Raw genomic sequence first — 23,686 nt, forward strand, 5'->3', positions numbered from 1 at the left:
ACTTCCCTTCAAGAAATGTCTTCATTATTATTGTATTAAATATTGTGTTATAACACAACACAATACAGACTTTTTATTATTATTTATTGTTTTGATTTGTACACACCTTCGGGAAATATCCTTTCATTGCAGCTTCTTTTTCACTCGAAAACGCTTGTTCTATTCGATATCGAAAGCTACAAGATTCTCTGTAGTAATATTTCAATCCGGTTGAAGGATCCACTGCTGCATAAATTACCGGCGCTTTAACCAACCTCCCTCCTCCAAACGCATAATTGTTGTAAAATTGATCACCTATTGGAATCCCCTGGATAAAGGCCATAATTCCGATATCATCCACGGTATTGACCCAATCCTCTTGGGATATTGTAGGAAGTGTAAAAGTGTAGCTGATACCACTACGGGTCATAACTTCATTGTGTTTATTGATGAAATAAGCTAGGTCTTTTTGAACATTGCTGACAATCCAACTTTTTCTTGCTTCTTCAAACTGAACCGTACTGTTCAGGATCTGAATATCTGTTTTGTTTTGTAATTCCCATTGGTACCCCTCTATCCATTTTCGGTCAGAAGCGTCAAATGCATAAACGTAACTATCCAGAGTAAAATTCAAACTGTTGCCCTGTGAATCTGTGTAAGCATATGGTTTTTTAGGACGCCACATATGTTTCATTTCAGTTGTTCCATCAGCATTTTTGTACTCGCTAAGGGTATACAACCAGTACCCATCATAATCTAGCACGACTACAGCTGGTATGTAGGAAGCAAGGGTACTTTGTCCAACTGGATCATTCTGTACTTCAAAATTCAAATATAGTGTTTTAAAAAAAGTATCGATTGCCTGTTCTTTGTTTGCTTTAAAGTATTTTGAAGACTGATAACCAGCTTCGTATTCTTGCATTTCATTGATGTTTAGCATAAATCCAGCATCTTGCGCTGCTGTCTTAAGAGCTGCATCATATTTGTCTTCTAGCTGCGCTACGAGCATAAGGTCATTTGTACGCAGATCCAAAACATAGTAGAAAGGGAAAAAGAAAAGGACAAAGACGATGGCCAGGTTAGTAATCCTCATTGAGTACCATCCCTCCATAATTCATATAGATCTTTGGCACATCCCCGCTGTTACCTACCAATATAAAATCTTGCATTATAGTTGACATCGTTCGATTTTTATTTTTGACAGAAACGGTAATAAAATCATTTAGTGCGAGCTTATATTTTCTTGAATCGTTGTCTGCAGGAATATTAGTTTCTGGAAAAAGAACCTTCATGATTTCTTCGGTATAATGACCTTCATAATATGTATCAAAAGAGTTTTGGAATGTTGCTGGATTTGCTGGGTCTGAATAGACAGGATTATACTTTTTGTGCATGTGCTCTAACGTTACGTCGTACACATTCCCTGTCTCCCCAAGTTTCTTATTAAACTGCAGATACATCTCAGGTGAGATATATCCTTTCGTTCTTACTGCGTCTACAAATTCGGTAACTGTCTGATGGACTACAGTTTGAATCTGGTTATCATGACGTACCGTGGACTGATACAATGGATACAACATCATTAATATCAGAGCAATAAATCCAGCTACAAGTTTAGAAAATATGTCCATCAATTCATCCCCTAGTTAAAAATGATCTTTGTTAATTCGCCTTTAGTATTTCTCTCATACACAACGCTATATGATTTATTGGGATCGATGTGAGAAACATCGGTATTATCAATAGTCAAATTTTTAGTAAAAAGTATGTCTTCAACTTCAATGTCTGCGTTGATTTCTTGAATTCGAAAGATACTGTAAATGACTTGTGCTCCAGAATATAATTCCTCGCCAACCTCTTGAATTGTACTGAATACGCGATGATCTTCATTGGCTCGGACCTGAGGCAAATTGTTTGTACTTTGTTCTTGCGAAACTAGTCCCCAGAGTGCAAAAGATGCTGCAGATATAAAGATTAATATTGCAGTTGCTAAAGAAATGGAAGTTTCGGTATTCTCATTCATGAACAAGATCTCCCTTAATTTTATGGGAGGGATTCCCTTCAAGAGCCTAGGAATCCCATGTAATATCTTTTAATCATCCTTGAGTAAAAATGATTCCGCGTACGACATTGTTCTTATCGTAAACAACTTTAGAGTAGAACTTTCCGGATGGGTTGATATAGTTGCTGCTTGTTTGATCTTGTGCAGTGGTAATACTAATATTTTTTGTATCTCCTACGATTTCACCAGCAGCATTAAATGCATTTCCGTAAGTCATACTTCCACCTTTACCTGTAACTACTGTTAATCCAAATTGATCTTGGTTCATATACTGACGCACAGCATTCAATACTTGGCTACCAGTCATGGACGAATTATCGTAGTTGTTGTACTCCGATTGTGATAATGTTTGTTGAATTCCTGTCATTTTTTCTTGGCCAGTTTTCGCTCCTGCTTGGAAGACACCGAAAAGTAAAACTACCAATGTAATTAGTGCGATTGTCAGCATTATACCTCCGGATAATCGCAATCCGGTATTTGTTGATTCTTCCATTTTCTCTCTTCCCTTCGGCTAAATATTCATTATTTGTTGCATCGTCTGATCCATTTGTCCAATGGATACATAAATCATAGGAAACAATAGGTATAAAAAGATCAGCAGATATGCAGGTGCCCAACCACAAATTCTTCCCCACACAACTTTTTTACTAATGAGTCGATTCATGCGATCAATCTTTTGTTCCCTATGAAACTCTTGCTCCATTTCCAAATCATCAAAAGCCTCAATAAGTGGTATCTTTTCAAGTGCCAGCTGCAGTCGATTAACGATTCTCACAAATGAGATAAACGGTGCATCATCTTTAAGTTCTTCAAGTGCCCTTTCTGGACCACTGTCAAAGTTAGCGATGCACTTCCGTAGTGTGGGCTTAAATATTATGCTATATCTCTCCATCCATTCGAGGATTGACTGCACATTCATTCGTTCAAATTGACTAAGAATAGAAATCACCACATGGAATTGATCTACTTCATTTTGAATTTCCATGATTCTCATCTTTCTCTGGAATTGAGTCAACCATAGTGGAATGAAGAATCCGATACAGGCACCACCGATAGCAATGAGCAGCTCCCACCACCTAAAGTACTGATTGTTGAGAACTTCTATTTTCTCAATGATCCTGGTCACGGTATTATTTAAAGCAGCGCTTTCTGATGGAGCATCTGGCATTAATATTACCCTTTCTAAAACTGCTTCCCTGGTAAGAGTATCAGCCCCTTTCAAGTCACGAATTAGTGCATTATCAAAGTCTGTAAGTTCTTTTCCTCTTAATTTTTCTTCATCCGTCATGTAGCCCATCAAGTGTGATGCCTCTGTTGTTAGATTGGTATAAATTTGATGACTTGTATTCCAATGAAGAAAAAAGGAAAGCACGATGACCCCGATAAAGCAGGTCAAACTCACAACTATTCGTTGTATATAGAACCACTCAATCGTAAGTGGTGAGTTTGATTCTTTTAATAAAAGCGTTACTTCATAATGTTTTCTTGTTCTTTTAGAAGGTACAACACGGTCAATAATCCAACTTACACCAGGCCATTCATATACATGCTTCTCCCAATTTCGTCTAGATGTGGTCGTCATGTATCTTGATTCCTCAATCTCACTAATCTTGCGGACAAGCAAATAGAAAATAATGCACGCTGAATAAATGATTATCCGCAAAATATAGCCAATATTTCCGGAGTAAAATTGATTCATAATCGGGAAGTAAGTTGTTGCCCAGGTTTCAATCGGAAAAGTGAGGAGAATCGGTAATAATGCGAACAAAGACAAGTTACTAAGCTTATAACTTAGACGTCTTCTTCTTAGGACATCATCCCTGATCTCTCGAACCAGCTTGCTTAGAGCATTAAGAAACATAGATCCCTTAGAAACCAAACGGTCACCGTACTCCATTACTAAAAATGAGACACCAGCGAACATTTTTAAGTACCTATTAGGAACTACTGTATAGAAAGCTTCAAGGTCTTTCTTAGGATCTTTTGCAGTGAGTATCTCATGAATACGCTCCGCCTGAAGTTTCATATCATGAGGGGAACGTTGTGCCCCTTGGTAAATCGCTTCATCAACCAATTTCAATTCTTGATAGTCATGACGAACTTCTTCAAGATAATTTACTAACTGTACAAGGAGCCGATCTTCAACACGCTTGACAAAAACATTAATGAGTAAAGTATTAAGAACGATAACACCCATGATTGAAAAGAGGACCATTACAAGGTTTTTACTGAAGATAGCCATAAGCGCAATTACAAGAAAGGAAATGGCAAGAACCTTCAGTGTAATCCGCATTGTCTCTCTTCTCAGTGTAAGCTCGTCATAAGGATTAATGGTTGCGAGACGAAACCGAACCTGTCTGATGAGTTTACCTAGAACAGGTAATTTCGATAACTCAACGTAAGACTTCTGATAGAACACGAGAAGTCTCTTATTGCTCTCCTTCTTAGACCCAAATGTCGATGTCTTATTTTTTCGAACTGAGACATAGTGGTAAACGCTTGATAAGACTAAAGCTATCAAACAAATAATCAACAATATTTGGATGTTAATCATAACTTACATGCCCCCAATGTTTGTTTAGGAAGGCTTTGAAATCACTTGCATCCTTAGGAGGCATAATCGCAAGCATTTGCTGTACTTTTTCCTTGGATAGAGGCTCACCAGCTACATATTTACCGTCCAGGTACTCTACAATGTTACGATCTTTCCATACGCGTCCTGTTTTCCGCAGGAGTTCCTCTTTTTTAATTGCTATAAGTGCATCCATCTTGGACTCGAGAGTATCTCCGGACTTGATCTCTAGAAGTTCTGAGTCATCATGCTCTTGATAAATACATTCAGTTATACGTTCAATATAACGGTGACCAGTGTTGCTTCTTTCAACATGGACATCCAACTCAATGACTTTAGCCACCTGCTCTTCAGCAGTTTTTTGATCCGTAGCTGCTTGAGTGTTAATTAATGAATTTCGCAATGACCACATAAGGTCTCTAAAAGTTTTGGCATGGTGAGTAAAAACCGTAAATAAACTTGCGACTTGTCCCATCTTAATCATCCATGCAGCCACCTCATCAGTAGCGACTTCTCCTAATAGATTGACGGTTCCATCTGTTTTCTTCTGCAAATCAAGGCCTTGTTGACCAGTTATATAGTCCGTTTCACGAAATGCGATTGTATTCCGCTGTGGATACAGTTTCCGCAGGTTAAGTTCAAAAGCCATTTCTTGAATGCGTAAGTTATATACTGCTGGGATATACTTGACTGCTGCCATCATAAGAGACGTTTTACCAGAACCTTGTGGTCCAGTAATAGCAGTAATGCGAGCACCTTTCATTAGAAACTTCATCAACTCTCTAGGGAGCTCTGCATTTTCTGCTGTTTCATCTGATATCAGATTTTCTAAAGACATGTTTGGAAGGTCAAATTTTCGAACCCAGAATGCCCAGCTTTCTGAAAAAGGCGGTCGGACTACAACAACCCGCGAACCATCTTTCAACTCATTTACTTTGAAACCTGTCTGTTCTGTCATTTGACTCGGATTGTCATATTTATAGATGTTGTTGACGATTCTCTTTAGCTCCAACTCAGAATTAAAACTGAGAAAAGATAAATGAATTGATTTTCCTTTATAGAAAATCCATACACTTTCGTATCCGTGGTGTTTAATTTTTTTCATAGAGTTCATCAAATCCACTTCATCATCAAGCAGCTGCATTGAGCTAGGCACACCGGAAACCCCACCAGAAACGCCATCAACTCTCATGTTAAGGATGTCATCAATAACACCATATCCTTTGTACTGTGAGTACACTCTCTGAACCACAACACTCAATCTATCCTGGAAATCCAGTTTAGTGTTCGCAAGTTCTGTCTTAAAGACCTTATTGATTTCTTCACTTGTGATAATGTAAGATTCTGTCGTTCCGTCTTCAATTTCTGATTTTAATTCATCGAGTTGATACTGACTTATCAGCTGCTCCAGTCCCTTAAATCCGAACTTCTTTTTATATAAATGAAGAAGGATATCAAACTTATCTTGATCACTTAATTTTTTGGGATCATTAAATGGGATGATCCAGTTAATATTCTCTTCATTGATCCCATACTTCCGTTCAAGTAGATCGTATATGTATTGCTTGAGATATACTTTCTCTTGAATATCACCGGTATTCGCGTTTTTAAGGGCTTTTTCCAGTTCCACTACTATTGCTTTTCGTCGTTCATACTCTTCATCAGATAAACCTAAATCCAGTAAATTCGTATTGATAAAATCACTTATCGTCCTTTTTACAAAGCCGAGTATCTGATCGATTTCATATCGTTTCCTGTCCATTTCATCTTTTTTAGATACTTGCTGGACGGGTTTGCGTCGTAATTTTAAAGTCAAAAACAATATAAGACCGATCAAAATGAGGACGATAATCAGATAGTTTAAAGTCGTCCCCATTAAGACACTCCTTTCTCAATACTTTTAATCTTTGTGTTGACTCCTACTTCCGTAAGAATGAATTCCGCTGCTCTACGTACTTCCTGCATGAAGTAATAATTATCATGATTTCTTGTGATGTATCGATTTTTCATGAAGAATCCCTTTATATCTCCATCATTGTAGTGATCTCTGAAATTAGTATTGTAAGGAATTGAGAGAATTGGACCTTTGTAACGGTATTTATTGGCTATGTTTTTAATTTTGTATTTTGATTCAACGTCATACTGACCAACCATCAAAACGTGAGGCTTGTTATGCAGTTCCTCAGGCCAGTAGGTTTTACTTTCAAAGTACTTTTCTAAAACATTTATGTTCTGGTTAACACATACAACTATTAGATCCGAACTCTGAAGCATGGCTTTTCCTACTTCGCTATTCGTTCCACTATGAAGATCTAGCAGCATGGCATCATAATAAGTGCTTGCCTTCTCATATATAATTTTCAATACATCCGTCGATTCTTCAAATTGTGTTTGGTTAGGTTTTCCACTATTCTTCAAGAAATCAAGGCGATCCCTTTCAATGAATAACGAGTTGTTCCTGATGGAATCATTTTGTAACTTGCCTGAACGGACAGCTCGCTCTAAAGCATCAATACCAATTCCTGTGAAATCAAAAAATTCTGGATTAGATTGTTGCAAAGCCTTTCGGAAAGCCTGTTCTAAGGTGACGTCGGACCATTGAGGCTGCGAACAAAGAGTTCGGATCTGATATTCCATTCCAACCAGTGCTGCTATCGCAGCGGTATTACTTGTAACTCCTAAGCCATGCTGGTATCCCCAAAATACAATTTGCCCCATCCTTAACCTCTCCTTTCAGTTTGCTTCCATAGATTTAAAGTTTCTTTTGGGCTCTGCTCAAGAATTCGTGATACGATTGACCTGATCACATCTTTGTATGGTCCTGAAATCCCCTTAAGTTTTACCGTACTGGAGAATTGATTATTGGTTTTTCTTGTTAAGTCACGCTCGTCCGGATAGTAAGTCAAAGTATCCTCCCAATGGATAGGGTGTCTTTCTAAGAGATCATTAAGATAGGACTCGTTATGAGTACCATTGACCTCAAATAATACTTTAGTAAAAGGGTAGAGCTCAGAAATCATCTTTTCTTGGAAGTATGATTGAAGGAGCTTTGCATTACTCTGCATAACCGGATTCTCAAATGAAGAGACCAAGTAGTACATGTCGGCTAACGGCCAATTTCTCAGGGCCTCTTCATTTTCTGCATCTATTAGTACGATATCGTACTCACCTTTTTTTAGATGCACTTCCAAATCACTGTAGCTTTTTAATCCTTCAGCAACATCAAAGTGATCATACTCCTGAAGAGTAGTATTCATCTCCACTTTCGGATAGGCATGCATATATCTACTAGTTAATGTGCAGTCAGCTATCAAAACTCTCTTCACTTGTGATACTAGCTTGGCAATGTAAAACAACAGATCAGTTTTATCGTAATTTCCTACAAAGAGAATATGCTTCATAACTGCCTCCTACTCTGTTACCGTAGCATCAACTGGGACACTCACATTGTTATCTGTGAAAACAGCTTCTGAGTTTTGGGGAGTTTGCTGCTGATCGAGCAATGAATTCCCCGTAACTGTTGAGGTCTCAGCTACCTCTTCAGTTTCCTTCTTGGTTCCGTTCTTGCCGTTACTATAATCCTGTCTTTGCTTCTCAGTCATAGATTGCAAATCACTTTCAAGCTTCTGACGATATCTTCGTTCTAGCTCCGTTGTTGCAACATCTATAATATTGGGATCAGAATCGATCAAATCTAAGACCTTTTCATTAGCAGGGTACGTAATAGCAGCCTCATTTTGCATGTGTGGATCCACATAGGTTAATGCGTAAATTGTGGCATCATTGATATAAGCGTCCACAATGGCACTAGACATTGTTAAGATTTCTTGCTCGTCCATCTCATACCAAATGGTTCCATTGGCTAAGTCTTTAACTTTTTTCTTGGATAGTACTATGTAGTCTTGGCCTGTTGGAAACTTAACGCGGACATCGACAAATTCATCCTTCTCCAGTTTGCTTGGAAGCTCGATAAGGCGAAACTCTTGGTTTCTCAAATCATCAGGTGTTATTCCATCTTCATAAAGCATCGAGTCGGTGATAGGTGTATTCTTTTTCAAATTAATCTTTGTGTACTTTCCTACAATATCATTAGCATGCATAACGTTTTCTGGTACTGCTCTTTTCGGAACATTTATGGTTACAAGGTCCGATTCATGTAGAATATCACCAGCCTCGTAATCGTCTGCAGCTACCTGAACGGCTATTGTTTCTTCTTCTAACTGCATTTGTGCAAAGTCACGTTGCTCCTCAAGAATGTTTCTTTCAGTTTCGTTTTTACCCTCGATGTGTTTGAAATAGAAGTAGCCGATTGTAACACAAATCAGTAGTACAACAATTCCGCCGATGGAGCCGGCTAAAATCAATTGTTTTTGGCGAAATCTTATTTTTGACATGAATTTTCTCCCTTCATCTCATAACTGCCGTTCAAAATTAGTCCTGAAAGAATGTCTGCATCTTCTTTTTAAGTAGTGAGAGTCGTTGATGTTGGTGCAGCTTCAATATTTCCTCTAATGTTGAGTTAACTACCTTATCCTTCTGATATGGATCTGTTTGAAACGGCAAAGAATGTATTTTCCTCTTTGGTAATTTTTTTCTTATATCATCAACCGTCTGTTTTGAAGCCATAGGAACGCACAATTTCCACCTGCTTTGATCAAGGTCAATTTGTTCCTCAAAGAAGTTCATAATGTCTTTCTGTTTCCATTCACTTCCTGACCCAACGACGATGGATATATTTGCTCGTAAAAATTCTTCATAGCAATAACTTTCTTGATAGGCTCCCATATCAATAATGATGAAAGCGTAATTTCCTGAGTGATAATGATAAAGTTTAAGATCCTTGACGGACTTAGCATATCTAACTCCGTCAATTGTAAATGTTGGATTTTTGAGTATTGTTGGATTATCTATACCTTCATAGGCAGCTTCAATTTCTACAAAATCGTTTGAATCGTTTGCTTCTATTAAAAGAACAGGATAATTTTCACTCGCTAGATAGTTAGCTAGCATAATGGCAGTATGAGTACAACCGACACCACTTTTTACACCAGTTACTGCAATTACAGCTGTTCCAACAAACCTTTCTTTTTTACGCTTAACATTTTTTTGTAGTACAGGAGCAAAATCAAGTTCCTCTGTACGAATAACATCTAGATTTTTTTGCTTTTTTCCTTCGATAATCGCCTTTTTCTTCTCATCTATCTTTTCAAATAACTTGGCACTTGTTTCAGAGATTTGACGACTAAATTCTTTTGCAGATTCACTAAATCGGGAAACTGGTTGATTGTCTAAAGAAGCATTCTCAAGAGATCCATCTTCCTTCTCAGTTGTTTCATCAGAGATTATTTCAACTTCAGTAGTGAATGTCTCTTCCTGGTATTCTTCCTTGCCTTCATCAAGTTTCTCACCAAAGCAATTCTCCTGAGGGTTCTTTAGTACAGGAACTCGAACGCTATGTCCTAAGGCTTCAAGGATTCTTACTTCAACAATTCCGGGTTCAAGATCCATATAATTAAGGCAAGTAATACCTTCATCCATTAAGCTTGAAATCAATTCATCATCTTCTCGATGGTAAATCAGCATAATTGTTGAACCAGGACGCTCAATTCGTATCTTCGCTACGAGTCGCTTAAATGCATCGTCAGACCGTATAACATTCTCCATGAAGACAACAATATTTGATTCAATTGACTCCCACTGAGGAACAAAGAAATCTAAAGAATCAATTGTTCTGACTATTCTCCCAATATCACTAAGCTCATCAGCAAACCATTCTGCTTCATCCCTATCCGGGGTAGCTAAGAATATTCGATTCATTTACAACCCCCTGTATTCCTGTATATATATCAATTTATTAATATACAAACATGAAATGAAAGCTTGTTAGCTAAGATTATAGTATTGCTTCTCCTCATTCTGAAATATGAAAAAGCTTGTTTTGAGATTTTTCTGATGGTTGTACAGATCATTATCAGTTAGAAACCAAACATAATCTGAAATACCTTCTTGCATGATAAGCTTTTGTGCTAAAGTGGCCTTCTCTTCAGTAGAGAGAAGTAAGATGAGTATGCCACCACCTTCAGTACTTTTAAGAAAGTTTTTGTAGAACTGAGCTTGATATCTTAAGGTTTTCAACCATTTCTCGTCTTCGCGATGAACAACCAAGTAGAATGAAAGCATTTTCCCCTTTGGAGTTCGAAGTATATAACGAGCCATGGGTATTTGTTGTTCTTCTTCAATTTTTAAAATAGGATGAAATTCAAAGTGTGTCATTTTGAAATTCTCTCGAAGTTGAATATACAACTCGTTAGTCACTGAATATTTCATTCGATATAGCATGGTCATAGGCCGTGTAGCCCTCGGATCTCTATTACCTAACACTAAGCCGTATCGATATTTCAATACATCAGCACCGCTAGCACCTAACTCATAAAAACTCTGACGATTCTCACTCGGACTTGAATAAGTTTTCCATTGAATGCGCCGAATCATTCCATATTTCAACAGCTTACGAACTCTCTTTTTAACTGTTTCCTCTCTCTCTGCTTCAGGAAAGAAAATTCTTTGTAATTGAGATAGCGTAATCCAGCGGTGTACAAAAAGAAATCTTACAATTTCAATATCCCTGTCTGTGATCCAACCATTTTTTATTTTTTCTTCGATGTAATAAAACTCATGTCTTGTTAGCTGATCCATCCCTGTAACGTACGCATATGGATCATCCCAAATCGGTTTTGGTTGGAGTGTCGGTTCTTCCGCTGAATCTAACAACGGAGACACTTGAAATTCCATATTACACTCCCCTTAATAAATTTCATGAGGAAATTTGCAAATTCTTGATTTAATACGCCTTCTCTCCACATCAATGTTTCTTATTTTCACACTCACTCGTTTTCCAATAAGTGAACCATGAGAGGGAAGCTTTGGTGGAAACCAAGCAAGAGTCTCAACGCCAGGTGTCAGCTTAACGAAAATCCCAACATTTTCAACGACACGTGTTATTTCCCCGGGATAAAAATTGCCCACGCCAAAATTCTCTCGGACACGATTCCATGGGTCTTCTAACAACTCTTTACGGGATACTCGTACTTGCTGTTTCTCCCTATCAATTTTCTTGATTTTAACAGTAAGCGTAGTGCCGAGTGGTACAAGGTTCTTAGCTGAATGCGTCCAATCATATTCATAATCTTGAATGGCTAGCACACATGAAACCCCTTTTACTAAAACATACAAACGTTCCTCTTCCCATCCGGAAACTGTTCCTGTAACAACATGTCCTTCTTCAGCAGTCTCCCAAAATTCCTCCTGAAGTTCATCAATTGCTTGCACACGAGAAAGCAAGACAATTCCCTTTTCTTCATCAAAGACCTGAAATTGTTCAGGGTCTAGCCCCATTTTCTGTACATCCAAAACCATAAAATCAATTCGATGATCAATAAAACCTACAAGAGAACGGAATTTATGTTTATCAAATTGATCCTCATAAATTAACCCTTTAAGACCATTATTTAAATGAACAAGCACGCACTCCATTTTCTTGCCATGAGGTTCGTGTACCTCTACACCGCTCACTAAACCTTGGTGAATTTGTTTTCGACGTAAAGACGTCCTGTATTCCTGCATTGGATTTGATGAAAGTGATTGAAAACTCACGCTGATTCCTCCTTAACTTTTATGTAAAGTGCGTATTTACGATCTGTCACGAAACGAAAACCAACCAGATCCAAATCCCTACGTTTTCGATCAATTACTCTAATCGCTTTTCTTTTGAACATCTTATTAATAAATTCCTCTCCAAGCTCCGAGGACCATATTACTTTGTAATACCCTTTTGTTGGTAAATGTCCGGCTAAGTCAATGCTTATCTGAAGAGCTGAGTCACTAGCATTAATGTCATTATCTTTTTCGTTTAATTCTAAATCTTGTGTAGCTGTTAAAATCATTTTGTTTTTACTAGACCATTCAATGAGTAAACTTGGATTTATTCTCTTTATAGCTGTAACGAATGCGTATATAGGCACATACTCGTTCATGAGGAGACAGTTGTTATAAAAGTTCTCAAGCCTATCCACATTACAATCAGGATGGGTTAGCACAAACTCCAGTTCTTCAAGTAGATGTTTATCAATCAAACTATTGCTCCTCTCTAAATTTTCTCCTTTCCATGTATTATAATCAATTAGTTAGTTTATATATATATTAATATACAACTATATTTGAAAAAAATGAAGGGTTATTATTTAACCCTTTTAAGTTGACCTCTTTTTATTGTTTTTGGCAGCAGCTCTGTTGTATCCAACTGCCTTATTTCTAAGTAAGCATTACCAAACCGATCGGTAGTTCTCTCGATATAATATTCTTGATCCTCAAACAGTATATACGACTCATCATCGTAGTACTCTCCCTTTCGAATCTCATCTATAGCAAATTTAAGTATCTCCTTCGAATGTAGAATACTTGCTGATATCTTAATTTCAGGATGATTGTATACACTTTCAGTTCCAGTCGTCATCAATTTGTATGGTTGTTGAGTCAAAGGATTGTTCATAGTAACAATATTAACTTCATCATCATGAGATATTTTTATTTTTGCAAGATTATCTTGTGGAATCATTTCAAAACTTAACAACGAACCATTAAAATACCAAGCATGGTTTATGTCAAAATCGAGGGTGTAAATCTTATCCAAGATACCATGAAACAATTCCTCATAATTATTTATTGATTCTTCTATATATAGATCTGGGTAACCATAATGTTGGAGTCCGTATGTTCTAACATACTTGATGTTGCCATCTAAGTCAGTCGTCACAACTGGTTTTATTGAAGGATCAAAAAATTGATGCATATACATCGCATCCCTTCTCAAAAGTTTCCGATATAGATTATTATATTACTCTTTTTCAATTCAACAAAATTTTTTAACCTCCCCCTGTAATTTTTCCTGCAAGTTGGGTAAAATGTACTAGAAAGTAATTAATGAAAACATATTTTAATGCTTTTAAATATGAGTTTTTATGATATATATACGCTAATCGATATATGTTATTTACTTATATTGTGTGTTAATATATATGATAGTAACCTGAAAGGCTCGGTGAAATAATATGACCTTTTCTTTTGATTTATCGTCAGAGTTAAGAGATTACTTAGAAAAAATGATTACAAATCTGCCAAACGCTCCAAAACTCGTTATGCAATCCCTATCAAAAAAGGATTATAACAAGGAAGATTTATCCCTAGAAAGCAGAGTACGTCGTGGTGAACTTAATTACGCAGTTATTTGGATTGAAGCTCTCGGCTTTGTACAATATAATACGAGTGGTCGCCAAAAACTCTACAGTCTCACACCACTTGGTATCAAAGTTTATGAAGAATTTAATGAATTGTTCCATACTTTGAATGAAGAATAAAAAGAGTAGCATGACGGATTACTCCGTCGCGCTACTCTTTTTTTCCTTTCTGGAGATTTGTGCATCGTTCTTGATTTGCTGTGCTAACTTAAGTGCCTTATCATCTATACTTGCCGGTTTGAAGGTTACCCCACTAGGAGATACAACACTCTCATTTACCTTCAGCTTCGATTTATCATCATCAATACTTCGAGCCAATGGTTCTGGGTCATCCCAAATCGAATTTCGGATTATCTCTGGCTCAGTGTCTTCAGTATGGAGTTCAGCCTCAACTTTAGTGGAATGAAGTTCTTTACTAAGTTGTGCGTTCCTTTTTATTCTTTCCAGTTGATCAATACTATTATCTTTTCTTTTCCCTCCTACATCCCCCCTATTTGGAGATTCCGTATTTAATATCTCCTGGTCTTCAATAATCTCATCATCTTTTAAAACTTCTTTAAGGGGAGTGAACAGGATCTTCGGCAGCGGATAGATAAGCCCTATTACCGGATCCAGTCTAACATTATTATGTACTCCTCTGAATAGACATTCCGCGGGATCCCCAGTTTCAGGATTGTATCCTTTCAGACTAAGTATTTCTTTTGGCATCACAGTATACCTTTTTTCTTCTTTTATCTGAGTTTTGAAACCAGTAGCAGACATTTCATCAGTCCCACTACTTTGTCCAATTTTGTATTCTTCACCTATCATTTCTGAATAGTACTTAGCATCATTAGGATCCAAACCAGCCATTATGAATTTCTGAACAGCATTTTGTTTTACCATAGCTCCTAATCTTTTACTCACATCGTCTAATTGTTCATTCCCTTGATGAATCACATTAACAAACACTTCGAATTCTCTGGCCATTTCCATAAATGTTGAGAATTCTTCATCCGCAAACATTTCCACTTCATCGATAGTTAATTGATGTGGGCGTACATTCCCATCCATATTTCTCCGGAATGTGCTCGCCCTTGCAAGGTTCAAAAATAAACGACCAGCAGTGTACGTTAAAGTTTGTAATGTACCGTAAGCTCCATTAAAAAGAATAATTTCGCCATTCTTCATAGCTTCATCAATGCTAAATGTTGATTTACCACAAAACATCTTTTGAATATATTTGTTAGACGTCAATTCAGAAAGGTAATCATACAAGTTAGAGTAAGTTTGCATCGCATGCTCCTGCATTTTAGGTGAACCCGCCATATTTCGTGTATATTCAATCAGCAACGGTACCTGACTTTCTTTTCCAAGAAGTGTAATTTGGTGCAACACTTCAACTCTAAATTCATCATTAATTGGTTGAATCAACTTATCTAACTCATTGTAAGTGGCTTCGTTTCCGTAAACTAGTTTTAACGCTTTAACACCTACTCGAAAAAGCTGTGTAGATCGACTTTTAAAGTAAATTTGTGCATCTGGTCCAAGATAAGCATGAAACGCTGCTACATTCCTCTCGATCATTGGTTCAATATCTTCACTTTCAGGAACATAAAAAGGATTTAAACAATCAGAGTTCTCAACCAAAGGATCAAGTCTGTAATACTTCCTCCCAATTCGATCCAAAAAATTAGCCATTCGTTTTATCAAACTTCCCTTAGGATCAATAATCGTACTTCCAATGTAGTCATTCAACAAATCCTGAGTAATCAAGTTAGTTGCGAAAAGAGTTTTACCAGCTCCTGTTCCTGCAATGATTTGACCATGCTGTGCTCTATCTGATCGATTAAGCTTCATGAGCTGACTTTGTCTTTCTCTAGTTGGATTCGTGTAAAACAGTTCCAATTCACATAACTCAGAGTAGTATCTTAAATGGCTTAAACAACCTGGTGTATTTATATCTATATCCTCTAATTTAACTAGTCCATCTCTAATAAAAGTAGTATTCTCCTCCCCCTCTCCCTCTCCCTCGCTCTCACTAAAAGTCATTATTGTATTTTTTGACTTACTTTTGTTAGAAGTATTTATTCCCTCAGCTGCCACAGAGAGTTTATTAAAAATTGTAGAATTCGCCCGTATACGCAATGTGTAATATAAAGTCAAGATGATTGTAGATACGAATAAAAGAATTGTAATTACAAATCCAATTTTATTGTCTGTAAAATAAATTATCAGTTGGCCTACTGCTAGCACACTAAGTGCATTCAAAAAAGTCTGAATTACAGGCTTTGCATAATGATTTCTATGTAATGCAGGACATGAATATATCGAGTGTCCTAAAAAGCAGACTAAAATAATAGGAACTGCTCTAAATACAATCGGATCATCTATTCCGAGTATTACGTCTTGATATTTTGTGACCAACCATAGAAAAATGATAATTAATAAAACTAACAATAAAAAAGCTTGAGAATTCCAGATGGTATTCTTATTTACTGGATCAAGAGAAAATCTTCGAACAGCAATATACACATTCTTAAATATAAATGCTATCATATGACCGATGGCTGAAATTATTCCTCCGATAACCATTCCAATATATTTCAAAAAGCTGCACCTCTCATATTAGTATATTAGTTAATTAATATATTACAATAAAATCCTCTAAAATCTACTACCTATTGAATATTTCTTACTGAACGAAACGGCAATTGAACAGACTTAGATTACAAATATACATTTCTCCCATGCACATGGAGCCCCCTCCATCTAACTTAAACGTCTCCCACACTCATGTAGACCCCCTCCCACACCGAAAATACCCCCTCCAATTATGTAGGAGATCGTCTCCCAGTCCAAAATTATACTCTTACACTTTAACTTGCAACAGTATTTATGGTATATGTATACATCTCTCATAGTATTAGTATCTATCTATCTTATTTGATATATATATCTCTCTTAGTATGTATATATATCTCTCTCAATGAATTGGAGATATATACATGTGCCTTGTTTGCTCTTCCCGATTCAATGGGAGTCGTATATAATTCTATTAAGAGAACCGTATTACATCGGGTAGATACATCTCTCAATCATTTTGGAGAGGGTCTCCAATACGAAGGGAGGGTTATCATGAACGAAACTATGTTTGAAAAGGCCTATACAATTAAGGAATTTAGTGATGCTACAGGAGTTCCGCAAAATACTCTCCGTAACTGGGAGGAAAAATTGGGGGAAGCTTTTGTAGTCCCAAGGGATCCACACGAGAATCGTTACTATACTGAGAGGCATTTAGAATTAATCCGGCTAATTCAGAAATGGCGCGATTCCGAGTATGAGTTGAGCTTTACCCAGATAAAGCAGATGCTTCTCCATATGAATATGGCAGGGCCTAAAAATGAGATGTATTCAGCTCCAAGTGGGGAAGAAGGGGGCTCCAACTCACTTGTATCCCTCTCCCAACAGAATTCACAATCCTTACAGCTACAAGAGGTTCAACAACTTGTAGTTAATATGGAAGAGCGTATGCAGCAGTTTTTTGGTCACCTTGATCAAGTGCTGCAAACACACGCTGAAACTACCCACGCGTTCGTTAGGCAAGAAATTGAGACTCTAAAATCATCTCAATCTAGTAGAGACGAGAACTTAATTCAGAAAATAGAATCAAAATTCCATGACAAAATTCAAGAAGAACACAGAGAGTTTCTATCTAGCATCAATTCAATGAAAGATGAGTTTAGATCTCAGGTTGAGACAACTACAGAAACAAACAAAAGACACTTAGATGACCTTATGGCAAACACTAAGAGCGAGTTCCAACAACAGTTAGAGGACAATATGAAGAACTGGGCAGTTATCTCCCGAGAAGATTTAGAAAGAGAAGAGAATGCACGTAAGAAAAAGAAAAAAGGATTCTTCGGGTTATTCGGTGGGGGAGAGTAACAAAAAAAGCGCTGCTTTACGCGGCGCTTTTTTTGTTACTCTTTTCAGTAATAAGAAGGGAAGTACACTCAGATTAAATTAACGACGCGTAATGTTACGTAACGCATCGTTATTATTGGATAACAACCCACCCCTATAAAGGGGGGGAGGGGAGCCTACAGTAAAAAGTCATCATCATCAGATGATTTAGTCTTTTTGCTTGTATCTCCAAATAAATCAAACTCACTATTTACCGGTTCCTTTGATGCTGCCACTTCATTTTTTGTGATTGTTTTGAATGCAGACAAATCCAATGTTGTCTTGTTCTTTCTCTCATTCTTTTTAATTTCTAACTCTTGCTCTTCGCGGTCAATTTCCTCCAACATTTTAACGATTCTATCAGGTAATTGGGAGCATACTACACCAGTATAGAGAATTGCTTTATTGGTTTCATTTTCGCTGTGTTTTCCTCGACTAGTAGTTGTTCCCCAGATATTGTTTTCAATCAATCCGGAATGAGGTTTCTCAGCATTAGCAATAAAGCGGCCAAATCTTTCTTCCAGTGTTCTAAACTCTGAATCAGTTATAATCGGGTTCTTATGCTTAGGATGAATTACTGCAACAAATCCATTTACTGCATCCAGTTCGTAGTCATAGTCATTGGCAGTAGGAGATTCTCTGAAGCTCTTTTCAATGATAGAAGTGAGGCTATTTACTTCAAGAGAGTCATTCTCATGAATATAGCATTTTCCCGACGAATAGTAGCCAGGAGTACTCAGTACATCAAGTAATTCATCTTCGTCAAAAGTCTTGCTAGAAGGGAGTGAAGTCATAAAAGATATCTCTGTGAGCAATGAAGCGAGAGTACTGTTACCATAGTCAGTCCATTCTAGTTTAGTTTCTGTGTTACTAAAAATCCCTTCTGTCATCGTGTATAGCTTTTCATTATCAATGATTGTAACTGATCCACAAGCGTTTTTCTTAATCAATTCATCAATATGTGATAAACCCCATCGAGCGTTCTTTTTGATACCACGTTTTTCCCATGATCCTGGTACTGAGACGATTGCGCCAAATGACGGTTTTCCGTTGAATGGCTTTCTTACTCTGCTTAAGTTACTTAAGATGATAGGAGCAGCTGCATTACCTGTGCCTCCACCCATACCTGCGATAACAAAAACAAAGTCAGCATCTACAACATCGGGATTGCTTAAAAGAGAGAGGACCATTTCACGGTTATCTTTAATAGCAGCTTGGCCACGCTCTATATCCTTGACTGCTCCATTGTAACCCTCTAATTTGATAATATTCTGGACAACTTTGAGGTCCGAAAGGTCTGATTCAGAGGTGTTTAGAGCGTAAACTGTATGTCCTAACCGGGCTAGTTCGTCACCTTGACGTCCACCGAATTGTCCGCAAGCTATAAAACAAAACTTAAGTTTTTTCTGGTTACCATCAGTCCGACGCATAAAGCCCTCAAGTGTGATAAATCCAAGATTCATTTCCATTAGTTTTACCTCCTATTATTGTTTAAGCCTTACTATCACGTAAGTAAAGAGCTAATTGTTTTCCTCTTATTTCGTCTGGAATATACTTCTTCTGTCTCCGATCGAGTGGGGAGGGGTCTACATTAACAAAACCATTGGTCTCTAATAGAAGAAGAGCCTTCTCTACTAAATAACGATCCCCAATTTTACTAACCAGAAGTGTCCAGGTAACTCCTCCTTCAGAACGGTGATTCCAAATCTCAGCAAATACGCTGATCATTTCTTGTGGAATTCTACGAGCTATAAAGTCTAATACTTCTGGAGGGTATTCAACGTGACCATTCAATTCTCAATCACTCCCTTTCACATAAGATATTACGATTTGAAATAAACTAAAACACACGACGCCTTACGACGCACTAAATATGATTTAACAAAAATAATTAACGTTACTTAACGCAGCGTCATTTTATGTAATTTGACACTTTAGCCTTAGAATCCTGCATATTATCTACAATTTTAATAATTTAAAATCCAGAATTTCACGTTGCGTAACGTGTCGTTATTATTATTCCGCAGGATATTGTTTCCTGTCAAGTTCTTGGAGCCTTAATTTCATTTTTTTTAGTGCTTCTATGATTAGTTGGAACTAAATCCAGTTCAAAATTTTGGTCTTATTAAGTTCAAACGAAGCTTTTTGAGTAGAGTAATATATTTAGAAAGTTTGCAATTACGCTGTTGCTTCCCATTAATAAATTTGGTTACCGTTTATCTTTATAGGAATTTGTTCATCCATTGACTCCTTATTTGTCCATTCATTGATCTTTTTATCTATCTGCCTAATTGTTTTTTAATTTCATGATACAAAGCCAATGATTTTGTTATACTTCCTTGTATGGCGTGGGTTCTTAATCATAAAGAATTCCCGACTAATACCCTAAAAGAGGGTGTATCAACCTAAGCCCACTCATGGGTAGCAAAGGAGATGAATGAATTGGCTGACCAAGTGAAGTTTGAACGGATTGATCCAAGTGAAGAGGGAGGCAAAAAACGAAAGAAGGGAGTTAGCGACTACTCCATAGGCGAAGCGATAGATCTCCTAACAGAGAGGGAGTGGCGTCTATTGATAGACCTCTACAAGTGTAGATGTATCCCACAAACAGAAGTCGTAGACACGTACTTTATTGATTCACCAGAAATGCATTATGAGGAATATGTAACTGCAGGTAAGGTAGAAAAAAACAAACTGGAAGAAAAAAATAGGAACAGAGCAGTCTTGAAAGCACGCCGGACATTTAAGCGGTTAAAGGATCGCGGTCTAGTAGAAAGTACTTCCATCATTCCAGATGCTATTGATTTACCAAGCAAACGAAGGGGGAGAGTTACAGGAGAAACATGGTATTACCTATCTAACAGAGGACTGAGGATAGTTGAGAAACGATTAGAAATACCTGATGATTCTAAGTTGTCTAAAGTTGAAGTAGACATGGAACGAGCGAAAAAAGACCATTATTGGGAACTCGGAAAGATATATCTCGATTTAAGATATCAGTGGATGGCGAGATTTAATGATTTAAGACAATTCATTGATTGGGATTGGTATCCCTCTGAAATAGTGTGGGGAGACAATAGGGTAAAAGAGGTACGCCCCGATGCAATATTGCGAATTGGAGAACAGCTCTTTTGTATTGAGTTAGATCGATCTACTGAACCAATTCAGAGATCCCCTTTCTACACGGAACAGGTTTCCATACAAAAGAAGCTGGAACGGTATAGAGATGTTATAAAAGCTTCTACGAATCCAATAATTCGAAATTCAATCATTGCTTTTGTAATTCCAGATGCTGTTTATCGGACAAGGCTTCAAAATATAGGTAATGCTGCCGATAAAGTTTTTGGCAAAAAACATCGAGTGCTGATTGGTCGGAAAATAGAAGATATTCTTATTGCTTATTCCGATCTTGCAGGCACATCCCACTACAATTAGAGCGGGAGACCTTTACAATTTGTGCTGAAACCCACTCTAATTGTTGTATATTAATATATATACTTGTGTGTTATTATGTTAGTTAGTTAATTGATATATATGTATATATGAAATTGGGGGTGAGTATTTGAGCAAGAACAAAAAAGTTGTTTTGGTAAGTGTAGGAGCATTACTGCTTCTAATTGCTTCGGTTATTTTTTTTCGGAGCCCCACAAAAGAATTGCAGCCTGAGCCAAGCCCATCACTTGTACATACAGAAGAAAGCCAAGAATCTCATGGTATCTCTTCAGAGGAATACAGCGATTCTCACGACAGAGTGGCTAAGGTAATCGATGACGCAACAAACGCAATAGCGGAACGAGCTCCTGGTTGGTGGGACAAAATCGAATCATGGTGGGATTGGTTCCTCGGGTTTAAAACGCATCATGCCATTATTTTAGCTATAGTTGCATTGTTCATTATTGGTGTCGTCTTCAATCCGAAAAACCGTGATCAGTCTCGAAATCGATAGGGGGTGATAATCTTTGGGACTATTCAGAAAAAGCAAAATAATAGATACAGATGAACCAGTAGCAACTACGGATTCTGTAAAGAAGACAGCTGAGAGGTTGAAGTCTGACAAGGCAATAAAGGAACGAGCTCCAAAATCAAGGACTGGAATGAAATTACTTAGAACGTGCGTTTGGATATTCGTCGGTTTTATCCTCATCAAAGGGTGCATGTCATTTGTTCAAGGTACACGTGTGGTAAACCAGACCATCATTAATGGAGAAACCGCTCCTGTAATTGAAGAAAGAGTTAAAGGATTCGCCGCGGATTATGCTTCAGAATACTTCACCTGGAATATGAATAACTTCTCTGAGCGTTCAACACGATTGGCTGCTTTTGTGTCGGGCATTGATTCAGATGCAGGAATAAAATCTCTAGACGTTAAAGGATCAAGTCGTGTCCTGACAACAGAAGTATTTGATGCAAAACAACTAAACGAAAATCAAGTGGAAGTAACAGTGATGGTAAGAAGAGAAGTTGAAATTCCTACTGAACCATCAAGCACAACACCTACGAATAATATTGAGAGTACTGAAAGAGCAGTATCAATAAACAAAGTCTACATGGTTGTACCAGTGACTGTAGCAGAAGAGGGGTTGGTAATCCGGTCGTATCCTCGGTTTGTTACCGAATTACCAAAAGGGGAAGCAACAACTACCTCGATAGGCCCATCAGTCTCCGACACAAATACGCTTGCTTTAGCGAAAGAATTAACCGGCAGCTTCCTTAGTGCTTGGTACGAAGGAAATGCTAGTCAGTTGCGTTATTTCTACTCAATTGCGGATGATGCTCCAAAATCTCTGATCAAATCTTCATTCGTATTTGACCGAGTTGAAAGCCTCAATATGTACCGTATCGAAGATCAAAGTGAAACAATGAGAATTCAAGCGACAGTCATCTTAAAAAGCGACATTGGCGAGTCATTTACTAACGCATGGTCACTCGACGTAACTGAGAAAGATGGCCGATTATATGTTCTTAAATCCTCCCAGGAAACCGAAAAAAATGATTCTGCCGTAGAGGAACAATTGACTGAAGAGCCACAACCGAATGTAGAAGAAACAACTCAGGTGCTGCCTGAGCCCAATAATGCAAATTAATGAAAGGATGTTAACTAAATGAAGATGTTTAAAAAGGATTTAATGATCCGTACTACATTAATGTCAAGTGCTCTTATGCTGATAGCTACTCCTGCTTTTGCAAGTGGTCCAGGAGTAAAGTTAGGTGATTGGCTTGAAACTAATATTGGTGGAGTTGTACCAGGAATCCTGATTGCTATCGGTGTTTATCATCTAATCAAACGCGATTGGATGAAACTAATCAGTTTTGTTGCAATTGCACTTGTAGTAGCTATCCTGATGAACTGGTCTGATGTACAAAAGCTAGCTAAGTACTTCTTTGACCAAATCTTCGGAGGCATCTAAATGAGTGATAGACAATCAGAATCCCCACGAGTAACCGTATCTAATTACTCAAAGATATGGACCTGGGATTGGGTTATTTACGCTTTTGAAGGCAAGAAGTTACCGGTGCCTGCGAATGTTCGAGCTATCGGCACATTCTTCGCTTGTCTAGTATTTTGGTCGATTTTCGGTAAAATATTATTTTTCCTGCCAGATGCTTATATTTATGTAGTCCTCCCATTTGTCTCTGCCTGGTTAATCATGAAACAAAAACTTGATGGGAAAGCGCCACATAAATGGCTACTTTCAATGATATTTCACTGGATAAGACCAAAACATCTTCGAAGATATCGACCGATTCAACACAATAAGCGATATACCTACGGCAGCAAAGTGGTTTATCGTACTCACCGGGAGCGTGCTTAATACGCGCTCCTCTTTTTTAATA

The 23,686-nt window shown here is 37.5% G+C and carries 24 protein-coding genes; 7 read left to right on the forward strand and 17 right to left on the reverse strand.

Annotated elements, in window-relative coordinates:
- Window positions 1–79 precede the first annotated feature (79 nt).
- The 14 genes from PUW25_RS26530 to PUW25_RS26595 form a co-directional block, all read right to left on the reverse strand.
- Entirely contained in the window at window positions 80–1,072 is a 993-nt protein-coding gene (locus PUW25_RS26530) for a hypothetical protein (protein WP_205054987.1), read from the reverse strand.
- On the reverse strand, window positions 1,059–1,610 hold the full coding sequence (locus tag PUW25_RS26535) for a hypothetical protein (protein ID WP_249436141.1): 552 nt from the start codon (window positions 1,608–1,610) through the stop codon (window positions 1,059–1,061). The genes PUW25_RS26530 and PUW25_RS26535 overlap by 14 nt, the downstream gene beginning before the upstream one ends.
- Before the next feature lie 11 nt (window positions 1,611–1,621).
- On the reverse strand, window positions 1,622–2,002 hold the full coding sequence (locus PUW25_RS26540) for a hypothetical protein (RefSeq protein ID WP_205054989.1): 381 nt from the start codon (window positions 2,000–2,002) through the stop codon (window positions 1,622–1,624).
- Window positions 2,003–2,075: 73 nt separating this feature from the next.
- Window positions 2,076–2,534 carry an ABC transporter permease gene (locus PUW25_RS26545; protein ID WP_090727246.1) on the reverse strand — a complete coding sequence of 153 codons (459 nt, stop codon included), beginning with the start codon at window positions 2,532–2,534 and terminating at the stop codon, window positions 2,076–2,078.
- An 18-nt stretch (window positions 2,535–2,552) separates the two neighbouring features.
- Entirely contained in the window at window positions 2,553–4,334 is a 1,782-nt protein-coding gene (locus PUW25_RS26550) for a hypothetical protein (RefSeq protein WP_205054990.1), read from the reverse strand.
- A 253-nt stretch (window positions 4,335–4,587) separates the two neighbouring features.
- On the reverse strand, window positions 4,588–6,489 hold the full coding sequence (locus PUW25_RS26555; RefSeq protein WP_205054991.1) for an ATPase, T2SS/T4P/T4SS family: 1,902 nt from the start codon (window positions 6,487–6,489) through the stop codon (window positions 4,588–4,590).
- A complete protein-coding gene (locus PUW25_RS26560; RefSeq protein WP_205054992.1) occupies window positions 6,489–7,331 on the reverse strand; it encodes a hypothetical protein in 843 nt (280 codons plus the stop codon). Before PUW25_RS26560 ends, PUW25_RS26555 begins: the two co-directional genes overlap by 1 nt.
- 2 nt (window positions 7,332–7,333) lie before the next feature.
- A complete protein-coding gene (locus PUW25_RS26565) occupies window positions 7,334–8,014 on the reverse strand; it encodes a hypothetical protein (RefSeq protein WP_205054993.1) in 681 nt (226 codons plus the stop codon).
- A 9-nt stretch (window positions 8,015–8,023) separates the two neighbouring features.
- The gene (locus tag PUW25_RS26570) at window positions 8,024–9,007 is read right to left on the reverse strand and encodes a flagella basal body P-ring formation protein FlgA (RefSeq protein WP_205054994.1); all 984 of its coding nucleotides are present in this window, start codon (window positions 9,005–9,007) and stop codon (window positions 8,024–8,026) included.
- A 37-nt stretch (window positions 9,008–9,044) separates the two neighbouring features.
- A complete protein-coding gene (locus PUW25_RS26575; RefSeq protein WP_205054995.1) occupies window positions 9,045–10,430 on the reverse strand; it encodes a hypothetical protein in 1,386 nt (461 codons plus the stop codon).
- A gap of 66 nt (window positions 10,431–10,496) precedes the next feature.
- On the reverse strand, window positions 10,497–11,405 hold the full coding sequence (locus tag PUW25_RS26580; RefSeq protein WP_205054996.1) for a replication-relaxation family protein: 909 nt from the start codon (window positions 11,403–11,405) through the stop codon (window positions 10,497–10,499).
- Window positions 11,406–11,417: 12 nt separating this feature from the next.
- Complete coding sequence (locus PUW25_RS26585; RefSeq protein ID WP_274336769.1) at window positions 11,418–12,266, reverse strand: 30S ribosomal protein S1; 849 nt, start codon at window positions 12,264–12,266, stop codon at window positions 11,418–11,420.
- Window positions 12,263–12,745: a hypothetical protein gene (locus PUW25_RS26590; protein ID WP_205054997.1), complete on the reverse strand. Its 483-nt coding sequence runs from the start codon at window positions 12,743–12,745 to the stop codon at window positions 12,263–12,265. Before PUW25_RS26590 ends, PUW25_RS26585 begins: the two co-directional genes overlap by 4 nt.
- 104 nt (window positions 12,746–12,849) lie before the next feature.
- Window positions 12,850–13,467 (reverse strand): hypothetical protein, encoded by a 618-nt coding sequence (locus tag PUW25_RS26595; RefSeq protein ID WP_205054998.1) that lies wholly within the window; start codon window positions 13,465–13,467, stop codon window positions 12,850–12,852.
- A gap of 253 nt (window positions 13,468–13,720) precedes the next feature.
- Between PUW25_RS26595 and PUW25_RS26600 the strand changes: the two genes are divergently transcribed.
- Complete coding sequence (locus tag PUW25_RS26600) at window positions 13,721–14,026, forward strand: hypothetical protein (protein WP_090727262.1); 306 nt, start codon at window positions 13,721–13,723, stop codon at window positions 14,024–14,026.
- Between the two features lie 18 nt (window positions 14,027–14,044).
- Here PUW25_RS26600 and PUW25_RS26605 read toward each other — a convergent pair whose 3' ends face one another.
- Window positions 14,045–16,495 (reverse strand): type IV secretory system conjugative DNA transfer family protein, encoded by a 2,451-nt coding sequence (locus PUW25_RS26605; RefSeq protein ID WP_249436142.1) that lies wholly within the window; start codon window positions 16,493–16,495, stop codon window positions 14,045–14,047.
- Between the two features lie 528 nt (window positions 16,496–17,023).
- On the opposite strand from PUW25_RS26605, the gene PUW25_RS26610 reads away from it, so the two are divergent.
- A complete protein-coding gene (locus tag PUW25_RS26610) occupies window positions 17,024–17,833 on the forward strand; it encodes a helix-turn-helix domain-containing protein (RefSeq protein ID WP_205054999.1) in 810 nt (269 codons plus the stop codon).
- Window positions 17,834–17,988: 155 nt separating this feature from the next.
- Here the strand turns inward: PUW25_RS26610 and PUW25_RS26615 are convergent, their stop codons facing one another.
- Complete coding sequence (locus PUW25_RS26615) at window positions 17,989–19,320, reverse strand: FtsZ/tubulin family protein (protein WP_090727265.1); 1,332 nt, start codon at window positions 19,318–19,320, stop codon at window positions 17,989–17,991.
- Between the two features lie 22 nt (window positions 19,321–19,342).
- Window positions 19,343–19,645, reverse strand: a complete 303-nt coding sequence (locus PUW25_RS26620; RefSeq protein WP_090727267.1) for a hypothetical protein — start codon at window positions 19,643–19,645, stop codon at window positions 19,343–19,345.
- Window positions 19,646–20,293: 648 nt separating this feature from the next.
- Here PUW25_RS26620 and PUW25_RS26625 point away from each other — a divergent pair.
- From PUW25_RS26625 to PUW25_RS26645, 5 genes are all read left to right on the forward strand, one after another.
- Window positions 20,294–21,286: a replication-relaxation family protein gene (locus tag PUW25_RS26625; RefSeq protein ID WP_205055000.1), complete on the forward strand. Its 993-nt coding sequence runs from the start codon at window positions 20,294–20,296 to the stop codon at window positions 21,284–21,286.
- Window positions 21,287–21,413: 127 nt separating this feature from the next.
- Window positions 21,414–21,797 carry a hypothetical protein gene (locus PUW25_RS26630; protein ID WP_205055001.1) on the forward strand — a complete coding sequence of 128 codons (384 nt, stop codon included), beginning with the start codon at window positions 21,414–21,416 and terminating at the stop codon, window positions 21,795–21,797.
- Between the two features lie 13 nt (window positions 21,798–21,810).
- Entirely contained in the window at window positions 21,811–22,935 is a 1,125-nt protein-coding gene (locus PUW25_RS26635) for a conjugal transfer protein (RefSeq protein ID WP_205055002.1), read from the forward strand.
- Window positions 22,936–22,953: 18 nt separating this feature from the next.
- Window positions 22,954–23,259 (forward strand): hypothetical protein, encoded by a 306-nt coding sequence (locus PUW25_RS26640; protein WP_251584631.1) that lies wholly within the window; start codon window positions 22,954–22,956, stop codon window positions 23,257–23,259.
- Window positions 23,260–23,664: a TcpE family conjugal transfer membrane protein gene (locus PUW25_RS26645; RefSeq protein ID WP_090727272.1), complete on the forward strand. Its 405-nt coding sequence runs from the start codon at window positions 23,260–23,262 to the stop codon at window positions 23,662–23,664. It abuts the gene before it with no gap.
- The last annotated feature ends 22 nt before the right edge of the window (window positions 23,665–23,686 follow it).

Origin of the sequence: Paenibacillus urinalis (assembly GCF_028747985.1) — a bacterium.
GTDB lineage: Bacteria > Bacillota > Bacilli > Paenibacillales > Paenibacillaceae > Paenibacillus > Paenibacillus urinalis.

Bases quoted from the DNA above. Each gene is read 5' to 3' on its own strand.
- PUW25_RS26610 (WP_205054999.1), top strand. From the start codon at position 17,024: ATGAACGAAACTATGTTTGAAAAGGCCTATACAATTAAGGAATTTAGT.
- PUW25_RS26615 (WP_090727265.1), bottom strand. From the start codon at position 19,320: ATGGAAATGAATCTTGGATTTATCACACTTGAGGGCTTTATGCGTCGG.
- PUW25_RS26540 (WP_205054989.1), bottom strand. From the start codon at position 2,002: ATGAATGAGAATACCGAAACTTCCATTTCTTTAGCAACTGCAATATTA.
- PUW25_RS26550 (WP_205054990.1), bottom strand. From the start codon at position 4,334: ATGCGGATTACACTGAAGGTTCTTGCCATTTCCTTTCTTGTAATTGCG.
- PUW25_RS26535 (WP_249436141.1), bottom strand. From the start codon at position 1,610: ATGGACATATTTTCTAAACTTGTAGCTGGATTTATTGCTCTGATATTA.
- PUW25_RS26530 (WP_205054987.1), bottom strand. From the start codon at position 1,072: ATGAGGATTACTAACCTGGCCATCGTCTTTGTCCTTTTCTTTTTCCCT.
- PUW25_RS26640 (WP_251584631.1), top strand. From the start codon at position 22,954: ATGAAGATGTTTAAAAAGGATTTAATGATCCGTACTACATTAATGTCA.
- PUW25_RS26595 (WP_205054998.1), bottom strand. From the start codon at position 13,467: ATGTATATGCATCAATTTTTTGATCCTTCAATAAAACCAGTTGTGACG.
- PUW25_RS26565 (WP_205054993.1), bottom strand. From the start codon at position 8,014: ATGAAGCATATTCTCTTTGTAGGAAATTACGATAAAACTGATCTGTTG.
- PUW25_RS26545 (WP_090727246.1), bottom strand. From the start codon at position 2,534: ATGGAAGAATCAACAAATACCGGATTGCGATTATCCGGAGGTATAATG.
- PUW25_RS26645 (WP_090727272.1), top strand. From the start codon at position 23,260: ATGAGTGATAGACAATCAGAATCCCCACGAGTAACCGTATCTAATTAC.
- PUW25_RS26600 (WP_090727262.1), top strand. From the start codon at position 13,721: ATGACCTTTTCTTTTGATTTATCGTCAGAGTTAAGAGATTACTTAGAA.
- PUW25_RS26580 (WP_205054996.1), bottom strand. From the start codon at position 11,405: ATGGAATTTCAAGTGTCTCCGTTGTTAGATTCAGCGGAAGAACCGACA.
- PUW25_RS26575 (WP_205054995.1), bottom strand. From the start codon at position 10,430: ATGAATCGAATATTCTTAGCTACCCCGGATAGGGATGAAGCAGAATGG.
- PUW25_RS26560 (WP_205054992.1), bottom strand. From the start codon at position 7,331: ATGGGGCAAATTGTATTTTGGGGATACCAGCATGGCTTAGGAGTTACA.
- PUW25_RS26555 (WP_205054991.1), bottom strand. From the start codon at position 6,489: ATGGGGACGACTTTAAACTATCTGATTATCGTCCTCATTTTGATCGGT.
- PUW25_RS26570 (WP_205054994.1), bottom strand. From the start codon at position 9,007: ATGTCAAAAATAAGATTTCGCCAAAAACAATTGATTTTAGCCGGCTCC.